Raw genomic sequence first — 18,496 nt, 5'->3', positions numbered from 1 at the left:
GCCCGCCGACAGCTACAGAACAGAGAACTTGATTCTGGACTGTGGTTCTTTGCCGTTGTCGATTTCCGGTGAACAAAGCAACAACCGGGATGAGGCCACGGCATAATTATTCACCAGGTAGCTCTTAAAGGTTTGCGCACGCGCCGAGGCCACTGCCGAGGCATCCAGAACCAACTGAGGGTTTTCAGCCGTCGGTGCGGCTACAGATTCCGAGGCAATGGCTACCGCACAGACATTAACGGTTAACTCAGGCTTGTCGGTCATCAGCGTTGCCAGTTGATCTGCAAACTCTGTTTGTTCCGCCAGTAATTCAATCTGGTTCTCGGCATAGGGCAGGTCTTCAAAGCGGACTTTCAGCGCCTGCTCACCGGCGACAACGGCCACCGAAACCACCTTTGCATAAGGGACCAGGGTGGTCAGCAAGTAATTCTTTGCCTGCGCCAGCACAACCTTTTTCACGACCAGCCCCAGCACATGCTGCAAGCCAAAACTCGGGTCGTTGATGTCGCCGTTCACCGGTATTTTCAGTTCAATATTGCCGTCGCCGTCTTTCAGCATGTTCAGCGCGACATTCAGCGGTATCGCCGTTTGGCCAATGAAGTTACTGCCCTCATCCGACGCTTCACTGGCGGCAAAGTTAGCGCCTCGCATCAACAGCAATACATCGCTGTCGAGCTGGTCGGCCACCACTTCGGCGGTGATGTCGGCATCCAACTGACCGGATTTCACCTCGAAACCGAGCGTATCCTTCAGGTAGGGCGCGACCTCATTCATCGGAAACTCCCGGGCGGTTGCGGTCATTGCAAGGTTGATCTCTGGTGTAAACAACTGCACCCAGCCATCGGTTTGCAGGGTGAAATAGTCGGCGTCTTTCAAGGCGACATCGAAGGTCGTTTTTAGCTCCGGCTGACGGCTGTCAACCGAGCGGATATCAGCCTTATGAAGCTCAAAGACTTTCGCAAAAGGCGTGCGGTTGCTCTGATCTTCAATGCTGATCTTAACAGGCACCGTTAACAGGATTTGGCCCAGCTGAATGGCCGGTGCGGGCGCTGCAGATTCGGTTTCTGCATTCTGCTGTTCAGCCACCTCCGGCTCGGTTTCTTCACCCGGCAGGCTTTCTGCGGGGCTAAGGGCCGCGGTATCCACCAGCGTGGTCAGTTCACCGGCGGCATTGCGGATCACCGATATACGGCCTCCACCCAGCTCAACAGTGGCAATGCTCACCGCCTGATTACTGGCGGCGACATCCTTCACACTGATCGAATCCATCACCAGCATGGCCGGCATGCCGTCTACCGACATCACCTGTGACGCCAGCAGAGATTCCACCGTCAGCTGGTTTAACTGCGCCGAGAAATCCTGATCGTTGATATCGAACGCTACCGTGCCGCTATCGAACGACCCCACCTTTATCAGGGTGTCACCGCTGTCTGCCATAGCTGCATTCAGCCCTGCCAGCTGCACTGAGGCTTCACCCGTTGCCTGCGCGACAAGCGTTTCCAGCTGATACTCTGCCGCGACATCGCTCAGCGAGAATGAAAGGCTCTGCAAACCGGCGCTGAGCCGCTGCTCCTGAACATTTAGTGCAGATAAAGCCAACGCCGCAGAAGCGCCCGCTATATTGAGCACACCGCCATTCAGCTTCACTTCACTGCTGAGTTGAACGTCTGAGCTGAAACCCAGCTCAGTAATATTCCCGGGTAACAGATAGCCATAGCTTTCCGGTGTAATGTTGCTCAGGTTCAGATCGACCAGCGCCTGCATTTCCTGGGCGTTCACACTGATGCTGTTACTCAAACCAACCTGAATGGCATCTAACTGCCCGGCAAGGGTCAGCGCCGTGCTGAAGGTATCGTTATTCAGCCGGGTATCGGCAATCTGCAGGTCATCAACCTGCACCTCATGCACTTGCCCCTGGTTTTCCAGGCTCAAGCCAAGGCTTTGTAACTGCAGCTTTGGCAGGGAGATGGAGAGCGGCTTAATGGTCGCAGCTGCACTGGCAGCCGTTTCAGGAACAGGTTCGTCCTCCGCTTCCGTCGATGCTGGCGCAGTCAGGTAAGATTCCATGTCGAATTGCTTCAGGGTTTCGGCCAGGCTCTGGCTATCCAGATCAAAAGCGATGGTTCCGCTGTCGAAGGAACCAAGCGTCAGCTGCGGGTTGCCGGTTGCCGTGATATCGGCCGCAAGCCCTGCCAGCTGAATCGCCGATTCACCATTAGCGCTGGCGAAGGCAGTATCAAGGTGGTATTCAGCGGCCAGGTTCGACACCGAGAAGGCAAAGGTCTCCAGCCCGGCACTCACCTGCTGCTCCTGCAAATCAAGCTGCGCTAGAGCAACAGCCAAATCAGTATTACGGATGTTCAGGCGGTTTCCACTGAAATGAATGTCGCTGCTCAGTTCAAGGTCGGAGCTGAAGTTCAGCGCTGCGATGTTTTCCGGTAACAGGTACAGCAGGCTTTCTGGCGTTAGGCTGCTCAGCTGCAGGTTAACCTGTGCCTGAATATCCTGCTCATCAAGCTGCAGGCGATTACTCAGGTTGATGGCCATACCATCAAGCTGGGCATCCAGCTGCAATGCAGTGCTCAGGGCACCTTCATTAAACAGCGTATCGGTAATGCGCAGCTCATTAATCTTCAGCTCGTGCGCATGGCCAAGGTTCTCGAAGGTTAAGCGCAGGTTCTGCAACAGCACCTCAGGCACGTTAACCGAAACGGCCATGCCGGCCTCTTCTTCGGCTTCGGGCTGTTCTGCTACCGGCTCGCCAACAGCCGGCTCCGTTGCCTGCGGCACAGCCACACCGGCAACCGTAACTTCGCCCTGATTATTGCTTGCCAGCAGCGACATGCCATCCAGCTCAACGCTTTCAATGCGCACCTCTTTCACCAGCAGCTTCAGCAGGCTGTACTTAACGTGCAGCCAGTCCAGTGAATAGGTGGGTGCCTCGTTGTGCAGCAACACAAAATCCTGAACGGAAAGCGTAGAATTGAAGAGGTTCAGGCGCACCACAGAATCGGAACTGAGCGTTAAACCGTACTCTGCCAAAGGCTTTTTAGCGGCCATGCGCACAGCAACAGGCGACAACAACCAAACCAGCGAATACACCGCCAGAACAAAGGTAATAAGACCAATGGTCAGGTATCTAACAAGTTTCATAACAACCCCAGTACGATAATCTGCAACGAGGGTTCCTCTGAACAATACGCTTTGCCTGAACAGGCTGAGAGCAGACATGAGTCAGAGCCATTGCGTAAGTGAACTGTTCAGAAGTACCCAAGGCTCAGACTAACGGTTAAATATGATGATTTAAAGAGTGAACGCCTGAATTCACTCACCGTACGAAATCCAACGCCTATTGTTCATTCGCAGCGGGTGTCAGCTCGCAAAAGGTACGAATAAAAGTGCCGTTTGGACCATAAAGGGAGGTGCCGGTTAGGGTAACCTTGAGTACGGACTTATCTTTACGCATCAACCCCAACGGCACGGCATCTACATAGCCAAAGTCTTTTAACCGCGGAAAGCAACTATCGACCTTCATCAGCGATTGCTTATCCAGAAATTCAAAAAAATGCCGGCCAATGACTTCTTCACGCTGGTAACCCATCGCATCCAGCCAGGCCGGGCTGACATCCAGTATTGACCCGCTGAAATCAAGCGATTGCACTGCTATTTCGGTATGTTTTAGATCCTTGCAGTGCCTGCGGGTCTCCATGAGTTTTTCTCTGTCTGTAATCAAGTAAACCTCCCGGTCAATCCTTTAAAGCCCTATCAGTGCCATCCATTGTCGTCGAACAACGCTCAGCCGTCCTGATCATAATGATGACTTAATTATAGATGCTACTGACCCATTCAGACAGGCATCCATAAGTATTGGTCAGGCAGTGGCTCTGTGCGTTCTGATGTGAACAGACAAATGACAATTTATTGATGACTCGGGTAATTGATGATTCGAGCCGGGTAATTAAGCCGGATAGAAAGGCAGAATTTGAACATGAAAAGAACGCAGCCAGTGACAGACGCCACGGGCCGCATCAAATAGTGGGTTATTTACGCTTAACCGGGCGGAACCAGTGCGCCCAGGAAACAAAGGCCGCAGCACTGCGGGTCTGAATCCACACCTTGCCTTTACCACTGAAGCGGCACACTAACCCTTCGCCGGAGAAAAACAGCGATTTATAACCGCCAACCTTGCGAATGGTATATTCCAGCCCTTCGGTGAAAGCAACGATATTGCCGGTATCAACGACATAGTCGTCTTCAACGTCGATCTCGATAATGGCACCGTAGGTGTTAAACCAGAGGTCACCCTTGCCGCTGCAGCGAATTAAAAACAAGCTTTCACCGGAGAAGAACCCCTTCACCATGCCCTGCCACTTGCTTTCAACCGTCACGTCGGCCGTTGAGGCAACGTACGCTGAGTTCTGCAGATAGATGGTATTGCCATCCAGATACTGGTGCAGTAAATCTCCCGGAGCGCCCGGTGCTATGCCAATTTCGCCCGGGCCGTTGGCGGCGGTGAAATCGTTTATAAACAGGCTTTCACCGGTGAGGAATCGACCAAAGCCACCCTTCAGCTTGGTTTTCATCTCGATGTTGGTGTCCATGGTCGCCATGGCCGAGGCTTCCACCTTGAGCGTTTCGTTTGCCGGGATCTGCACCGTTAAAAAGCTGTAATCGGGCTGACCGGTAATTTCAAAGTCATAACCCGGCTTCTTCGGTTTCTGCACCCCCGTTGGCTCGACTTTTTCGGCTTGTTGCTCCGGCATCGGAACCAGGCTCAATGAGGGTTCCTGCTGTTCTTTGGCAACCGGGGGCTGCTGTGTTTTCAAAACGCATTCAGCACCGGCCTTTTCAATTGCGCGCTGATACTTCTGAGCGGTGCTGACATCAACCGATTTTTTAATCGCCACTGGCGCACGCGTGAACAGCTCTGCAATCTTTGCTTCGGTGGTTTTAAACAAGGTACCCAGTTTTTGCTGTACCTGGTCTTTATCCGCTCCATTCACTAACTTACCGCTGAGTACGATATCGCAAGTTTCCGTTGTCATTGCTGTTCTCCTTTAGGCTTTGCGAGCACGTAAGTTAGGGGTAAGCAACGGTCCGAAGCTGCCCGGATTATGAGACTGGCACCAGACCGTGCCCTTACCTTTGAATTTACACACTAGACCTTCACCGCCAAGGAAGGAGTGAATCCAACTCTTACCGGCTTTACTGATGCTGAAATCGAGCGTTTCATTAAAGGCTACGATATGACCACCATCGACAATGTATTCACCATCCACCTCAACCGGGTAGATAGCGCCAAATGAGGAAAGCACCACCTTTCCGGAACCCTTCAGGTTTAGCCAAAACACCCGTTCACCAGAAAACAAGGTTTTAAAACCCTGCCAGCCAAAGCCGATATCGATGGAATCTTCACAGGCCAGAAAAGAGCCGCTCTGCACAATCAGGTTTTCGTTATCGAGCGTTAAATCGATCATATCGCCGGCCAGATCGGTACCGAAGAACACCTCTCCCGGTTTATCTGTTGGCTCAAAGTGGTTAAGAAAAATCGACTCACCGGAAAAAACGCGTTTTACAGCCTTCAACAAGCTGCCGGATTTTTTCTTATGGGTCGTGGTGGTAATTTCCATGTGACCGCTCATGGCGATCATGGCTCCGGACTCGGCCGTACAGGTTTCGCCCGGCTGCAGGGTAACCTTGGCAGCGGTGTTTCCGGGGCGATGTAACAATTCAATATTCATGCGTTCAATCCTTTATCAGAACTTCGGGTTTAACCAACCCGCCAGGCCGGAAATACTGCGCGATTGCACAACAATTTTGCCCTGCCCCTCAACTCGTGTGACCAGGCCTTCGCCGCCGAAGAAGCTGGAAAAAAGGCCGCCGGCCAGTTGCAGCTTCAGGCTGACGCCCGGTTCGTAGGCAACCAAGTGACTGGTATCGACGATGTACTCACCGTCTACTTCCTTTTCCAGTAACGCGCCATAGGCGCCATAAAACACATCACCCGTGCCGCTGACCTTCAACCGGAACAGGCCTTCGCGTGAAATAAATGAAATGAACCCCGCCCAGGAAAGCCCCAGCTTCACACCGTCGCTGGATGCCAGATAAGCCCCCGGCTGCAAATAGAGTGTTTCATCGTTCAGGGTTTTACAGCGTATTTCCCCCGGGTTTGGTTGCACAAAGGTAACGCGACGCGACTGATCGGTATTGTTGGTAAAACGACTGATAAACAGCGATTCACCACCAAAAAACTTACGCGCCAGACCACTGAAAAAACCGCCATTAAAGGCTGCCGTTAAATCAACATCGGCATCCATGCTCGACATAGCATCGGTTTCCGTTGTCAGTGACTCGCCAGGCTCTAAATCGATATCGACATAAGAAAAAGCCTGAGAACCACGAATTTTGCCGGATAGGTGTCCTTTAAGGGCAACTTCGTGCAGATCTTCTTGCTCACTATTCACGCAACAATTCCTCTTCATTGTTTTCAGTTACAAACTGCTTAACCAGTGATTGCAGTTGACTAAACTCCCTGGATAAATCCAAAAACTCTCTGTTTGATGCCAGCTCTGCGGTTAACTTATTCAACCGTTGAATACGTGCATCGTTTGTCGGGTGCGTTGATAAAAGCGCCGTTACGGCTTCCAGTGCATTACGGGCATCTTCGTTGTCGATGCTCTCTAATTGTTTTTGCTCTTCAAGCATTAGCCGCTCGAAAAAATTGGTTAAACCCTGTGGGTCAATATTGGCATCGACCAGCAGCCCGAAGCCTTTCACATCGGCCTCGGTTTCAAAGCGACGCGAGTAACTCTGATTAAGCAGCAATGGGGCTGCACCACTGAGCGTGGCGATTAAACCACTGGCATCGCCTACCAGTGCCGAGACCACCAGAAAAGTACCGGCACTGCCGATGACATTGCGCACGCCATGCTGTTCCTGCACATGGCTGATTTCATGCGCGACCACACCCAGCAATTCCGGAGCCGACTCCGCCGTTAATATCAATGCAGAATTAATCACCACCTGGCCGCCCGGCAAGGCAAAGGCATTAACACTGCTGTCGTTGACGATGTGAAACTCATACTGATAGCGATCAGAAGCGAGGTTCGCCATTAAGGGTTCCAGCAGCGGCTGTAAAATCTCGTTTGCCTCGTCTTCAGGCATAAGCTGCTGCCCAATACGGTACTGAGCCATAGCAGACTCACCCAGGCTTTCCTCCCATTGCGCAGGTATTTTGGCGGCAACGTATTTCGTGAGAATGTCCATGCGAAGCAGCAGCAACGCCGGTATGGCAATAATTAATAAACAGACTGCCCAGAAAACCGCCCAAGCCTTTTTACGCACGTTGGTTGCACGCTTCACATGCCGCGCCAGCGCATTGTGCTGTTTTAACTGAGGGTCTTTTAAAACCTTGCGATCGCTGCTGTAGAAAGACCAGTCGGGAAAGGCCGGATGACTGAAGAACACCAGCCGGTTGCTGGCACCGCCCATCTTTATTTCCAGGCGTTCAAAGGGAAGGCTGACGGTTTTGCCCTGAATGTTGAATTTTAAACCGGAGGCACTGATGGCCAGAGTGCCTGACGACTTACCGCCTTTCAGGCTTTCGTGAAACGCATGACAGTCGTAGCTGCTCTGAGCAGCAAGCACTGTTAAATCTTTAGTCATATTTCTGGTAACACCCCTGATACGACGGGTTCTAATTCGCCGCTGTTCTAACAGCGCTAAAATTGAGTGTAGCAAGGCGCCTTTAATTGCGGCTATCTTATACCGATTTTGCGACGTATTGTGCAGTTTTCGTGTAGCGCTGTCGTTTTTTGTCTTAGCTGCCAGTGACCCGAATCAAATTTTCTAATTGCGTTCGGGTTACCATTCCCTGCTCAAATTGACAATAGGGATATGGCGAGACAATGGATACGGTCATTGAATGCAGCGCCCTGAAGAAAGAGTTTAAAATCAATAAGCGGCCGAAGGGGTTTCTCGGCCATATGGCAAACCTGATTGTTCCGAAATTTGAATACAAGCAGGCGGTTTCTGACATCAGCTTCCGCATTAACCGCGGCGATGCTGTTGGTTTTATTGGTGCTAACGGCGCGGGCAAATCCACGACCATCAAGATGCTGACCGGCATTCTGGCCCCAACCGAGGGTTCTATTACGGCATTAGGGGTTCACCCGCAAAAAGACCGTAAGCAGTATGTCGCGAAAATAGGCGCCGTTTTTGGGCAGAAGTCTCAGCTGTCGTGGGATTTACCCGTGCTCGATAGCTTCTATTTACTGCAAAAAATCTATCAGATACCCGATCAGCAATTTAACCAGACACTCGAGCAGTTCACCGACATTCTGGATATGTCGGGCTTTATCGAACAACCCGTTCGTCAACTTTCTTTAGGCCAAAGAATGCGTGCAGATATCGCCGCCTCGCTGCTGCATAAGCCCGAGCTGGTGTTCTTTGATGAGCCTACCATTGGCCTGGATGTGGTGGCGAAAGAAAAAATCCGCGAGTTTGTCCGCTACCTCAATCGTGAGATGCAGGTGACCGTTATCTTCACAACCCACGATATGCAGGATATTGAACAGGTTTGCCAACGGCTGATCATTATCGACAAGGGCCGAAAACTTTATGACGGTACCGTTGAGGGTATAAAAAGCACGTTCGGTAACGAAAAAAAGCTGATTGTTCAGTTTGAATCCCCTGCCTGCGTATACAGCATTCCCGGCGTCAGCCAAAAACTCAAGCCAAACCACGTGATTGAGTTTTCTTTCTCCAGTGACCAGGTCGCCGTGAAAGACCTGGTGCAGGCGCTGCTGGCAGAGCATGCCGTTTTAGACATCAGCATTACCGAGCAGGGTATTGAGCAAATTATTCGGGAAATTTATGAAAAAGGAATTTAATTTTAGCGTGTACCTGATGTACACCAAAACCATTTTTCTAAGCAAGCTGGTGTATAAATTCGACTACGTTCTGGGTTTGCTGAACACCTGCATTCAGTTGTTTATCGCCTGCCTGATCTGGCAAACACTCTACGGCGGCAATGCCAGCGTTGAAGGCATCAGCCTGCCCATGGTCATTACCACCATTGTCATCGGCCAGGGCTTATCGAATGCATACTTTATTAATGACCAGGCGGTTTCTAAGCTGATTAAGGATGGCTCTATTTCTTTTACGCTGCTGAAGCCGGTCAGCTTCCGCCTGCAATTACTGGCTGAGGCACTGGGTGAAATTACCTTCCGGATATTATCGAACTTCTTACCGGCGGTTATCATCTTCAGCCTCGCAACCGATGTTCTTCCACCCGCGGGTGTGCTGCCGTTTTTGCTGTTTTTAATCAGCATTTCACTGGGCTTTGGCGTATTGTGGATGCTCAGTTCCATTGTGCAGTTTTTATCGTTCTGGGTCATGAATGTCTGGAGCCTGTCCACCATTAAAAATGTGCTGATCACCGTACTTTCCGGTGCCGTCATCCCCATCTGGTTTTTGCCGGAAAAAATAGCCAGCTTTGTCAGCTACACCCCCTTTGGCGCTATTTACTTTATTCCCACCCGGCTGTATCTGGGCGACATTCCTCCGGCCGAAGCCGGCATCTACTTTACCCAGCAACTGCTCTGGATTATCGCCATGTTGGGCATCAGTCACCTGCTGTGGTCTATGGGTAAACAGCGTATCGTCGTTCAGGGAGGCTGAATAATGGAATGGTTGAGTCTGTTTAAACACTACTCTGTACTGACAATCAAAGAACGCTTTCAGTACAAGCTGAACGCTATTCTGGTGTCGCTTGCCGTATTTCTGCGCGAGGGCGCTACCATTGCCGTCATCTATTTTATGCTGTTGCGCTTTGGTTCAATTAACGGCTGGGAAATGTACGAGCTGCTGTTTCTGTACAGCTATATTTTCTTCACCTATGGCTTGTTCATACTGTTTTTTACCGGCCTGCGCGATTTTGAAGGGCTGGTCAGAATCGGCTCATTCGACCGCTACCTGTTGCGGCCGCGCGGTCTTATTTTCCAGATTATTGTGGCAAAGGTTGATTGGTTTGCGGCCATCGGCCACGGCAGTTTAGGTCTGTTACTGTTCCTCTATTCTGCATTTCAGGTAAACGTTAGCTGGAGCGCAATAAATATTACGTACTGCGCGCTGGCGATCATCGGCGGCGTCCTTATTCAGGCCGCCATTTTCCTGCTGATGGCATCATTGAGTTTTACCTTTATCAGCGTTTCAAACCTGCGCCAAATTTTGTACTGGAATACCCGAAAGTTTGCCGGCTACCCGATCAGTATTTTCCACGCTTCAATAAAAATCCTGCTGATATACATCGTGCCATTTGCCTTCGTAAATTACTTTCCATCGCAGTTTTTACTGCATAAAACAGATATGGCAGAGTTCCCGGCCTTGTATATGTACATCGCCCCAGCGGTTGGCTTTGCACTGTTTGGCTTGGCCATGCTGTACTGGCGTTACAGCCTGCAGTTTTATAAAAGTACCGGGAATTAAAACGGGGGCGAATGCCCTAGAGAAGTTTTTCAATAAACACTTCATCTATATAATGACCGTTTACTTTTGCCTGTTTTTTAGCCGTGCCAATAGTTTTAAATCCATGCTTTTCGTATATTGCAAGAGCATTGGGGTTGTCTGACCTGACGTACGCAAACAGTTTTTCATAACCATTTAATCTGGCGCTGCTAAATGTTTCTTCAAACAATTGGCTAGCAACACCTTTCCGCCGGTAATTTCTGCTGACAAAGGTACCTATAATACCGACATGATCAAATGCACTTGTAAAGGCGGCAAAAGGTTCAACATTCTGGAAACCAGCAATCACACCCCTGCTTTCATCGATACCAATGTTGAATACCCCGCGTTCATCAAAGCCATCAATGAAATCAACTTCCTGTTGCAAGGTAAAGGGTTGGTCTAAGACCGTATAGCACCCATCTTCAATTATAGGATTAATGATATCCAAGATACCCTGAGCATCTGAAGTCTGTACCATTCGAATCGTTAGCTTCATTACGGCCTCTCTGTTATTCAGACCAGATTAGACACGCGCTGACCTTCGCTTGTCCAGCGGCTGATTATTTAACCAATCCCGCCATTCGCCCTGAGCACCTGGCCATTCACCCAACCGCCCTGCTCGGAACATAAAAAGGCCACCACATTCGCAATATCCTCGGGTTGGCCCAATCGCTCCAGCGGAGGCATTTTGGCAAACTGGGCAATCTGCTCCTCGGTTTTACCCTTCAGGAATAATTCCGTCGCCACGGGTCCGGGGGCGACTGCATTGACGGTAATTTCCTTGCCGCGTAATTCCTTGGCGAGCACCCGGGTAAAGGCTTCCACCGCGGCTTTAGAGCCGTTGTACAGGGCGTAACCCGGCATGTTCAACGCCAGTGTGGTACTGGAAACATTGATAATACGCCCGCCCGTTTGCAGATACTCACCGGCCTGCTGCATGGTTAAAAAGCTGCCGTAGGTGTTTATCTCAAAGGTACGCGCCAGTTGCTCTGCCGACGTTTGCGCAAACGGCACTACCTGCAAAACACCCGCATTATTGATCAGAACGTCGATGCGGCCCAGGCGCGCTTTGGTTTCTTCAAACAGCCGCTTTACATCCGGCAGGCTAGATACATCCGCCTGTACAGCCAACGCCAGGCCATCCTTGCGGATAATCTCGGCCACCAGCTGTTCTGCTTGCTGGCTGTTGGTTTGATAGTTCACAACCACCGCGTAGCCATCATTCGCCAGGCGCAGCGCTATTTCTGCCCCTATACCGCGTGATGCACCGGTCACAATTGCCACAGGTTTTGCGTTATTCATAAGCCTTCCTTACAGAGGATTGATTGATGGAAGGCCAGATTAATATTTCACTAATCATTAATAATTACGATAAAGTAATCATCACTGTTTCATTTTCAACAACAATAGGCCAAGCATGGATCGTTTTCAGGAAATGCAGGTGTTTGTGCGGGTCGCAGAGCGCAGCAGTTTTACGCTGGCCGCTGATGACCTGCAGATGCCCCGGGCAACCGTGACCAACATGATCAAGCGCCTCGAAGCCCGGCTGAACTGCCGCCTGCTTGAGCGCACCACCCGGCAGGTGCGGGTAACGCAGGAAGGCCAATATTTTTACCGGCGCTGTTTGCAGATACTCAGCGACGTGGAAGACACCGAGCGCACCTTTCTGGAAAAGAACCCGAGTGGCTTGTTGCGGGTCAACCTGCAGGGCACGCTGGCCAGTCACTTTGTCACCCCCTACCTTGGGGACTTTACCCGCCGCTACCCCAACATTCGCCTGCACATCGGAGAAGACGACCGGCTCATCGACTTAGTGCGCGAAGGCGTCGATTGTGTACTGCGTGCCGGCACCCTGCACGATTCCACCCTCATCGCCCGGCCATTGGCGTACATGCCCCAGGTAACGGTGGCAAGCCCGGATTACCTTGAAACCAACGGCACACCGAAAACTCTTGAGCAACTCGCGAACCACCGCGCCATCGCCTATAACCCGCACGGCAACGGCGAACAGACAACTCTCGATTTCCGGGTGAATCAGCAACTCACCGAAGTCACCCTACCCGCCAGCCTGATTGTGAACGGCGCCGACCTGTACACCGGTGCGGCACTGGCTGGCCTGGGCATTATTCAGGTTCCGCGCTACCGCATAGAGCAGCAGCTGCAGCAGAAACAGCTGCTGGAAATACTGCCGCAAACACCACCACCGCCGATGCCGGTTTCGGCGCTGATGACCCACAACCGACAGCTTTCATCGCGTACGCGCGTGTTTGTTGACTGGCTGGTTGAGCGGTTTTCGGCAGTTTAACCACCAGCAAAAGCTGCAGAGATTAAGCCCCTGGATATTTACGCTGAATACGGATTAATAAGAGCTAAAATACTGGTTGGGCAACATGGCAATCTTTAAACAGCGTGGAAATACCCGCTACGGGCGCGCATTGCGATTCAACCATTGAAGCCATGAAAAGCGGACCTATTAATAAGACCTGAGCAAACTAACCGCGCCTGCACACAGAGTGAACCCGCCGGCACCTCACCAGATAAGGGTATGTTTAAATGAATCACACAGCTGCACCACTTTCGCAAGTGCCTACCAACATCATTACAGGCTTTCTGGGTGTGGGTAAAACTACGGCCATATTAAACCTGCTGAAGAATAAACCCGGGCAAGAAAGCTGGGCCGTGCTGGTTAATGAGTTCGGTGAAATCGGTGTAGATGGCTCCATTATGAAGGGGCAGGCAACCGAGGCGAACGGTATTTTCATTTCCGAAGTCCCCGGTGGCTGCATGTGCTGCGCCGCTGGTTTACCCATGCAAATAGCCCTCAACGAATTGCTGAAAAAGGCCCGGCCCGACCGCCTGTTAATTGAGCCCACCGGCTTAGGTCACCCCAAGGAAGTGTTGCAGGTTTTATCCGACGAACACTATCAGGGCATTCTGGATATTCAAAAAACCTTAACCCTGGTCGATGCCCGCAGGCTTGCTGACGCGCGCTACACCACCAACACAACCTTTAATCAGCAGATAGCGATTGCCGATATTGTGCTGGGCAATAAGGCCGATTTATACCAACCTGAAGACAAGCAACAGCTGATCGAATACGTTGCCAAAAAAGCCGCTGCCGGCACCGAGGTCATCTTTGGCGAATTTGGTGTTATTGAGCCTGAACAGCTTCAGGGCAGCACCCGCTCGCCGATTGTGAATCACCACGCTCACCATCATCACCACGCAGACCCGCGCCCGTTGGCCAGTGAAAAGAAATTCCCCGAATCCGGCTTCATCAAAGCCGTCAATGAAGGTGAAGGCTATGTCAGCATCGGCTGGCGTTTTACGCCTGAAAAACACTTCAGTTTATTTAAGGTTCGTCAGTTCGTCGCCAGCCCGGATGTTGAACGCTTAAAGGCGGTCTTTATCACCACGGAAGGCATTTACAGCTACAACAAAACCCGGGATGGTATTACCGAAACAGCGCTCGATGAATATTCTGAAAGCCGTATTGAAATTATCAGCGATGAAGAATCTGAATACTGGGAAGAAGAGCTGCTCACCTGCCTCATTGAATAGCCAGCCTCCTACAGAAATACGAGCCCGATTTAACCCCCCGGGTTTGTACATCACAGCCGTGGGTGATTAGATAACTGCTATTCCCTCTGTTACTCACGGTACTGAATGATGAGCAAAAACACCCGCGACTTTATCGGCTACGGCGCAAACCCACCCGACCCGCAATGGCCTAATGGCGCAAAGCTGGCCGTGCAATTCGTCATCAATTATGAAGAGGGTGGCGAAAACTGCGTACTCGATGGCGACGCCGCCTCTGAAAAGTTCCTTTCTGAGATCGTCGGTGCCGAGGCCTATGAGGGCCAGCGCCACATGAGCATGGAATCAATCTACGAATACGGCAGCCGCGCGGGGTTCTGGCGCTTGCACCGGCTGTTCACCGAACGCGACATTCCTGTAACTGTTTATGGCGTGGCCAAAGCGTTAGAACGCAACCCGGATGCGGTACAAGCCATGCTGGATGCCGACTGGGAGGTCGCCAGCCACGGCCTGAAGTGGCTGCACTATCAGGATATGCCCATCGAGCAGGAACGCGCCCTGATGCAAGAAGCCATCGCCATTCATGAACGGGTCACCGGCAGCCGGCCACTGGGCTGGTATACCGGAAGAGACAGCCCCTACACCCGTCAACTTGTTGCAGAAGCAGGCGGCTTTAAATACCACGCCGATTCCTACGCCGACGATCTGCCCTACTGGTGCTACGACTTCGACGAACCATTGCTAACCATCCCCTATACGCTGGACAGCAACGACATGCGCTTTGCCACACCGCAAGGCTTTAATGCCGGCGACCAGTTCTTTAACTACCTGAAAGACAGCGTGGATTTTCTGCGTGAAGAAGGCGCGGATACACCTAAGATGCTCAGCATTGGCCTGCATTGCCGGCTGGTTGGCCGACCCGGACGAGCCATGGCGCTGAAGCGCTTCCTCGATTATGTGAAAGGCTTTGATGATGTCTGGCTTTGCCGGCGTATTGATATTGCTGAGCATTGGCACCGGAATTTCCCGCCTGTCAGCAAGGGCTGACGAGCACAGCTCAGTGACGCGGCATTTGCAGTGACAAGGCCGATACCCGGCCTGTCACGACCGCGCTATAATTATGAGCCACACTTAATTCCAACAATTCAGGGCCCACCATTGAACGTTTACTTTTTTGCAGAACACGACGAAATTGAAGATCTCTTCAGTGCCATCCATAAAGAGCTGGCCGCCTGGGCCGAGCCGAAAACCACGGTAACAACGGTGCTCAGAGGCATTGAAACGGAAACACCGTCGAGAACGCAGCGTGATTATGAAGTGGGTTATGAGATCAGCATCTCCAAAACACAGAAGCTGAAAGAACCGCTGAACTTTCTGTACTCACTGGCAAAAACGCACCAGTGTGAATTTGTGGTCGGCCAGATTGAAGGCGAAGCCTATCAGGATGTCTGCTATTTCGGTTATGAAGAAGGCAGGCCGGATATGTTTGAAATTGCTCATTACCTCGGCCTTGAATCCTAATTCTTATTCCAGATGCTCTGTGCTGCCACACAGCCGGCAGCCCTGCCCTTAGCGCGAAATGTTCGGCAGCGCCATTTCCACCGCCAATTTCACTCTGTCTTTTGCCGCGCTGCTGGCTAACTCGTAATCGCCAGAAAAATCCGACTCGGTAGCATAAACGCCAATCGGCAGGGTCAGCGCCTGCATCATCGCAAACAGCGGGCGCATTTGGTGATCCAGCATCAGGCCGTGCAGCGGGCTGCCACCGGTCGCCGCTAACAGAACCGGCTTGTTGACCAGCGCGGTCATACCCAAGAAATCGACCAGGTGCTTGAATAGACCGGTAAAGGTTGCGCGGTAAACCGGGCTGGCAGCAATCAGCAAATCGGCATTTTCGATGGCCTGTAAATCCGCCTCAATTTCACGCGGCAGTTCCTGGCGTTGTAGGCAAGCGCCCAAAGAGCGGCCAATTTGTGAGATTTCTACCCAATGCAAATCGGCGCCGGGCAGGTGTTCCGCAAGCTCGTCAAACAAGGCCTGACACAGCACATGGGTGCGTGAAGGTTGCTGCATACTGCCATTCAGGATGACGACTTTCAGTTTTGACATTAAATTTCTCCTCTGTGAACCGGGCTAATTTGCAGAAAATATGCCACCCAAACGGAGCATAATCTGAGGCGACATGAGCCTAAATTATTTTCAACGAATCATTCGAGCTCTATTCAATGAGAATTTCCAGCGAATCAGCCTAAAGTTTCTATCAAAACTTATCAGCGATTCTAAATTTTGGCTCATAAACTTATAAAAAAACATAAATTCCGATTTTAAACACATGCTCGAAACTCCCCCGGAGACCCCGTATTCAGATGGCTGACAGCCATTAGATCTGTGTAGAGTGGGTCATCCCCCCAGATGACCAAAAGTGCCTCAGGCAACTCAATAAATACCAAAAAATAACGATTAATATTGTTTTACTGGTGGTTAAGCGGTAGCAGACGCATTCTTTAGTGGTCCCGATGAGGCAGCAACTGAACTCAATTCAACACATTGATCAGCGCTGTTTAATCATCACTAAACAAACAGATATGACGTTAGTCACATTAAGGATTTAACCATGAAAAAGATTGCTCAATTCTCTACTGCTTTAACTGCCGCTCTTCTTATCAGCGCCGCTGCAACTGCCGGTACTGTTAAAACCCAAAGTACGACGCTTTACACAGATTCCTACAGCACTGCCGCTGAAGCTTACAACGCAGGTTTCGATGTTATTGACCAGGTAGATTCAGCATCTAAAGGCGAGCTGAAACAAACTCTGAAGCTTTACGGTGAAGGTGTGGTACGCGATATCGCTCTGGACGATGCCGAAGTGACCGTAGAAGAGTTCGCACTGGGCCGTAACAACATCGTTTACCGTGCAACAGTCGATGTAGACTTCCACTATGAAACTAACAAAAACGACTAATTGACACCTAAATACTCACAGCTCCAGCAAACCTCGACTAAGAGCCTTGCAGGAGCCGTGATCCTATAACTGCTCCCTACTCCCCGCTCACAGACTCTTACTTTTTTATTTCCCTGCCCCTCTTGTAAACCAACGGTTTTACGTTCAAATTCCGTCACAGAAATCGGCCGTCCCGGCCGCCTGTAAAGGTTCACTTTGAATAAGGTCTTTCAACAATGGTATGGGCATTTACTGCATTAATCGCAGGCCTTGGGCTTTTGGTTTGGAGTGCAGATCGCTTTGTAGAAGGCGCAACCGCCACGGCACGGACTTTCGGGATGCCGCCCCTGTTAATAGGCATGCTGATTGTGGGCTTTGGCACCTCGGCACCGGAAATCGTGGTTTCGGTATTGGCCGCGCTGGGCGGTAACCCTGGCATAGCACTGGGTAATGCCTACGGCTCTAACATCGCCAATATTGCACTGATACTCGGGGTCACGGCGTTGATCAGCCCGATCATCGTTCATTCATCAATTCTGCGCAAAGAGCTGCCGATACTGATGCTGATCACGGTCGGCAGTATTGCGCTGTTGGCAGATCTTGAATTATCTCAGCTGGATGCACTGGCGTTGCTGCTGGTGTTCTGCGGTTTAATGGCCTGGACCATCGTTCAGGGTCTGCAGCAAAAGAGCGACCCTTTGGCCATTGAGATAGAAGCTGAAACGGCTCAAAGCCCGATGCCGCTGAAAACCGCGCTCTTCTGGCTAATTGCTGGCCTGGTAGCGCTCATCGTTTCCTCCCGCATACTGGTATGGGGCGCCGTTAGCATTGCTCAGCAGCTTGGTGTTAGCGATATGATCATCGGTTTAACCATTATTGCCGTGGGCACATCGCTGCCGGAAATGGCCTCTTCAGTGATCGCTGCACGCAAGGGAGAGCACGATATTGCACTGGGCAACGTGCTGGGCTCTAACCTGTTCAATACGCTGGCCGTTGTCGGTATTTCCGGTGCGATTCACCCCTATGCGGTTGCTCCGGAAACCCTTTCACGGGATATGGCTGTCATGGGGCTATTAACCCTGTCACTATTTTTGCTGGGCTACGGTTTCAGAGGGCGCCACGGGCGAATTAACCGGGCTGAAGGTGCCCTACTGGTTCTGGTTTATATTGGCTATAGCGCCTGGCTGATTAGAACAGCGCTTTCGGCGTAGAGGTGTTCTTAATGGATCTGAATTTTGTTGCATATACAACCTTAGTGGTGGCATCGTCGTTTTTGTAGTTGCCATTACCGTTACCGTGAGCATTTACTTTTTTGTCATGGCAATTGGTCAGATATTTGAAGGTCCTTTGTGTGACCGCGCAGGGCGACGTTTCAGCGTTAGGCTCGGCCTGGCTTTATTTTTTGTGGGATAGGCTAGTGGGCCATGCGGAAAGTTAAGTAATTAAAAAGATTGTAGTACAATGGCCGCATGAGAACATCATCGCCACTACATATTTCTGATAACGACC

Annotated in this window: 18 protein-coding genes; 9 read left to right on the top strand and 9 right to left on the bottom strand. The window is 51.1% G+C overall.

Translation table 11 applies throughout. The features are described from left to right. Positions 1 to 12 precede the first annotated feature (12 nt). The 6 genes from BCF53_RS16290 to BCF53_RS16265 form a co-directional block, all read right to left on the bottom strand. On the bottom strand, positions 13 to 3,153 hold the full coding sequence (locus BCF53_RS16290) for a DUF748 domain-containing protein (protein WP_165901953.1): 3,141 nt from the start codon (positions 3,151 to 3,153) through the stop codon (positions 13 to 15). A 196-nt stretch (positions 3,154 to 3,349) separates the two neighbouring features. Then, complete coding sequence (locus tag BCF53_RS16285) at positions 3,350 to 3,733, bottom strand: PAS domain-containing protein (RefSeq protein ID WP_132703301.1); 384 nt, start codon at positions 3,731 to 3,733, stop codon at positions 3,350 to 3,352. Positions 3,734 to 4,040: 307 nt separating this feature from the next. Then, entirely contained in the window at positions 4,041 to 5,045 is a 1,005-nt protein-coding gene (locus BCF53_RS16280) for a TIGR00266 family protein (RefSeq protein ID WP_132703299.1), read from the bottom strand. Positions 5,046 to 5,057: 12 nt separating this feature from the next. Next, entirely contained in the window at positions 5,058 to 5,741 is a 684-nt protein-coding gene (locus BCF53_RS16275) for a TIGR00266 family protein (protein ID WP_132703297.1), read from the bottom strand. Between the two features lie 15 nt (positions 5,742 to 5,756). Continuing rightward, positions 5,757 to 6,464, bottom strand: a complete 708-nt coding sequence (locus BCF53_RS16270) for a TIGR00266 family protein (protein WP_243645851.1) — start codon at positions 6,462 to 6,464, stop codon at positions 5,757 to 5,759. Beyond that, the gene (locus BCF53_RS16265; protein ID WP_132703293.1) at positions 6,457 to 7,665 is read right to left on the bottom strand and encodes a M48 family metallopeptidase; all 1,209 of its coding nucleotides are present in this window, start codon (positions 7,663 to 7,665) and stop codon (positions 6,457 to 6,459) included. The genes BCF53_RS16270 and BCF53_RS16265 overlap by 8 nt, the downstream gene beginning before the upstream one ends. 242 nt (positions 7,666 to 7,907) lie before the next feature. On the opposite strand from BCF53_RS16265, the gene BCF53_RS16260 reads away from it, so the two are divergent. From BCF53_RS16260 to BCF53_RS16250, 3 genes are read left to right on the top strand one after another with little or no spacing between them, the layout of a single operon-like run. Beyond that, a complete protein-coding gene (locus BCF53_RS16260; RefSeq protein WP_132703291.1) occupies positions 7,908 to 8,891 on the top strand; it encodes an ABC transporter ATP-binding protein in 984 nt (327 codons plus the stop codon). Further along, positions 8,875 to 9,681, top strand: a complete 807-nt coding sequence (locus tag BCF53_RS16255) for an ABC transporter permease (protein WP_132703289.1) — start codon at positions 8,875 to 8,877, stop codon at positions 9,679 to 9,681. The genes BCF53_RS16260 and BCF53_RS16255 overlap by 17 nt, the downstream gene beginning before the upstream one ends. A 3-nt stretch (positions 9,682 to 9,684) precedes the next feature. Further along, entirely contained in the window at positions 9,685 to 10,488 is an 804-nt protein-coding gene (locus BCF53_RS16250; RefSeq protein WP_132703287.1) for an ABC transporter permease, read from the top strand. A gap of 16 nt (positions 10,489 to 10,504) precedes the next feature. Here the strand turns inward: BCF53_RS16250 and BCF53_RS16245 are convergent, their stop codons facing one another. After that, positions 10,505 to 11,005 (bottom strand): GNAT family N-acetyltransferase, encoded by a 501-nt coding sequence (locus tag BCF53_RS16245; RefSeq protein ID WP_132703285.1) that lies wholly within the window; start codon positions 11,003 to 11,005, stop codon positions 10,505 to 10,507. A 68-nt stretch (positions 11,006 to 11,073) separates the two neighbouring features. Then, positions 11,074 to 11,811 carry an SDR family oxidoreductase gene (locus tag BCF53_RS16240; protein WP_132703283.1) on the bottom strand — a complete coding sequence of 246 codons (738 nt, stop codon included), beginning with the start codon at positions 11,809 to 11,811 and terminating at the stop codon, positions 11,074 to 11,076. Positions 11,812 to 11,926: 115 nt separating this feature from the next. Here BCF53_RS16240 and BCF53_RS16235 point away from each other — a divergent pair, with 115 nt between their 5' ends. From BCF53_RS16235 to BCF53_RS16220, 4 genes are all read left to right on the top strand, one after another. Then, the gene (locus BCF53_RS16235; protein WP_132703281.1) at positions 11,927 to 12,814 is read left to right on the top strand and encodes a LysR family transcriptional regulator; all 888 of its coding nucleotides are present in this window, start codon (positions 11,927 to 11,929) and stop codon (positions 12,812 to 12,814) included. A 248-nt stretch (positions 12,815 to 13,062) separates the two neighbouring features. Further along, positions 13,063 to 14,070, top strand: coding sequence for a CobW family GTP-binding protein (locus BCF53_RS16230; RefSeq protein ID WP_132703279.1), 1,008 nt, complete (start codon positions 13,063 to 13,065; stop codon positions 14,068 to 14,070). Between the two features lie 108 nt (positions 14,071 to 14,178). Continuing rightward, positions 14,179 to 15,093 (top strand): allantoinase PuuE, encoded by a 915-nt coding sequence (gene puuE, locus BCF53_RS16225; RefSeq protein WP_132703277.1) that lies wholly within the window; start codon positions 14,179 to 14,181, stop codon positions 15,091 to 15,093. 111 nt (positions 15,094 to 15,204) lie between these two features. Continuing rightward, complete coding sequence (locus BCF53_RS16220; protein ID WP_132703275.1) at positions 15,205 to 15,567, top strand: hypothetical protein; 363 nt, start codon at positions 15,205 to 15,207, stop codon at positions 15,565 to 15,567. Positions 15,568 to 15,615: 48 nt separating this feature from the next. On the opposite strand, the gene msuE is transcribed toward BCF53_RS16220, so the two are convergent. Further along, positions 15,616 to 16,155: an FMN reductase gene (gene msuE, locus BCF53_RS16215; protein ID WP_132703273.1), complete on the bottom strand. Its 540-nt coding sequence runs from the start codon at positions 16,153 to 16,155 to the stop codon at positions 15,616 to 15,618. A 505-nt stretch (positions 16,156 to 16,660) separates the two neighbouring features. Between msuE and BCF53_RS16210 the strand changes: the two genes are divergently transcribed. Then, the gene (locus BCF53_RS16210) at positions 16,661 to 17,008 is read left to right on the top strand and encodes a DUF3316 domain-containing protein (RefSeq protein WP_132703271.1); all 348 of its coding nucleotides are present in this window, start codon (positions 16,661 to 16,663) and stop codon (positions 17,006 to 17,008) included. A gap of 215 nt (positions 17,009 to 17,223) precedes the next feature. Next, positions 17,224 to 18,198: a calcium/sodium antiporter gene (locus BCF53_RS16205; RefSeq protein ID WP_132703269.1), complete on the top strand. Its 975-nt coding sequence runs from the start codon at positions 17,224 to 17,226 to the stop codon at positions 18,196 to 18,198. Positions 18,199 to 18,496: the final 298 nt, after the last annotated feature.

Origin of the sequence: Reinekea marinisedimentorum (assembly GCF_004341165.1) — a bacterium.
Classification (GTDB): Bacteria; Pseudomonadota; Gammaproteobacteria; order Pseudomonadales; family Natronospirillaceae; genus Reinekea; species Reinekea marinisedimentorum.
The sequence above is the reverse complement of the archived record's forward strand: the minus strand, read 5'-3'. Positions and strand labels throughout refer to the sequence as shown.

Bases quoted from the DNA above. Each gene is read 5' to 3' on its own strand.
- BCF53_RS16290 (WP_165901953.1), bottom strand. From the start codon at position 3,153: ATGAAACTTGTTAGATACCTGACCATTGGTCTTATTACCTTTGTTCTG.
- BCF53_RS16280 (WP_132703299.1), bottom strand. From the start codon at position 5,045: ATGACAACGGAAACTTGCGATATCGTACTCAGCGGTAAGTTAGTGAAT.
- BCF53_RS16275 (WP_132703297.1), bottom strand. From the start codon at position 5,741: ATGAATATTGAATTGTTACATCGCCCCGGAAACACCGCTGCCAAGGTT.
- BCF53_RS16265 (WP_132703293.1), bottom strand. From the start codon at position 7,665: ATGACTAAAGATTTAACAGTGCTTGCTGCTCAGAGCAGCTACGACTGT.
- BCF53_RS16260 (WP_132703291.1), top strand. From the start codon at position 7,908: ATGGATACGGTCATTGAATGCAGCGCCCTGAAGAAAGAGTTTAAAATC.
- BCF53_RS16255 (WP_132703289.1), top strand. From the start codon at position 8,875: ATGAAAAAGGAATTTAATTTTAGCGTGTACCTGATGTACACCAAAACC.
- BCF53_RS16250 (WP_132703287.1), top strand. From the start codon at position 9,685: ATGGAATGGTTGAGTCTGTTTAAACACTACTCTGTACTGACAATCAAA.
- BCF53_RS16245 (WP_132703285.1), bottom strand. From the start codon at position 11,005: ATGAAGCTAACGATTCGAATGGTACAGACTTCAGATGCTCAGGGTATC.
- BCF53_RS16240 (WP_132703283.1), bottom strand. From the start codon at position 11,811: ATGAATAACGCAAAACCTGTGGCAATTGTGACCGGTGCATCACGCGGT.
- BCF53_RS16235 (WP_132703281.1), top strand. From the start codon at position 11,927: ATGGATCGTTTTCAGGAAATGCAGGTGTTTGTGCGGGTCGCAGAGCGC.
- BCF53_RS16230 (WP_132703279.1), top strand. From the start codon at position 13,063: ATGAATCACACAGCTGCACCACTTTCGCAAGTGCCTACCAACATCATT.
- puuE (WP_132703277.1), top strand. From the start codon at position 14,179: ATGAGCAAAAACACCCGCGACTTTATCGGCTACGGCGCAAACCCACCC.
- msuE (WP_132703273.1), bottom strand. From the start codon at position 16,155: ATGTCAAAACTGAAAGTCGTCATCCTGAATGGCAGTATGCAGCAACCT.
- BCF53_RS16210 (WP_132703271.1), top strand. From the start codon at position 16,661: ATGAAAAAGATTGCTCAATTCTCTACTGCTTTAACTGCCGCTCTTCTT.
- BCF53_RS16205 (WP_132703269.1), top strand. From the start codon at position 17,224: ATGGTATGGGCATTTACTGCATTAATCGCAGGCCTTGGGCTTTTGGTT.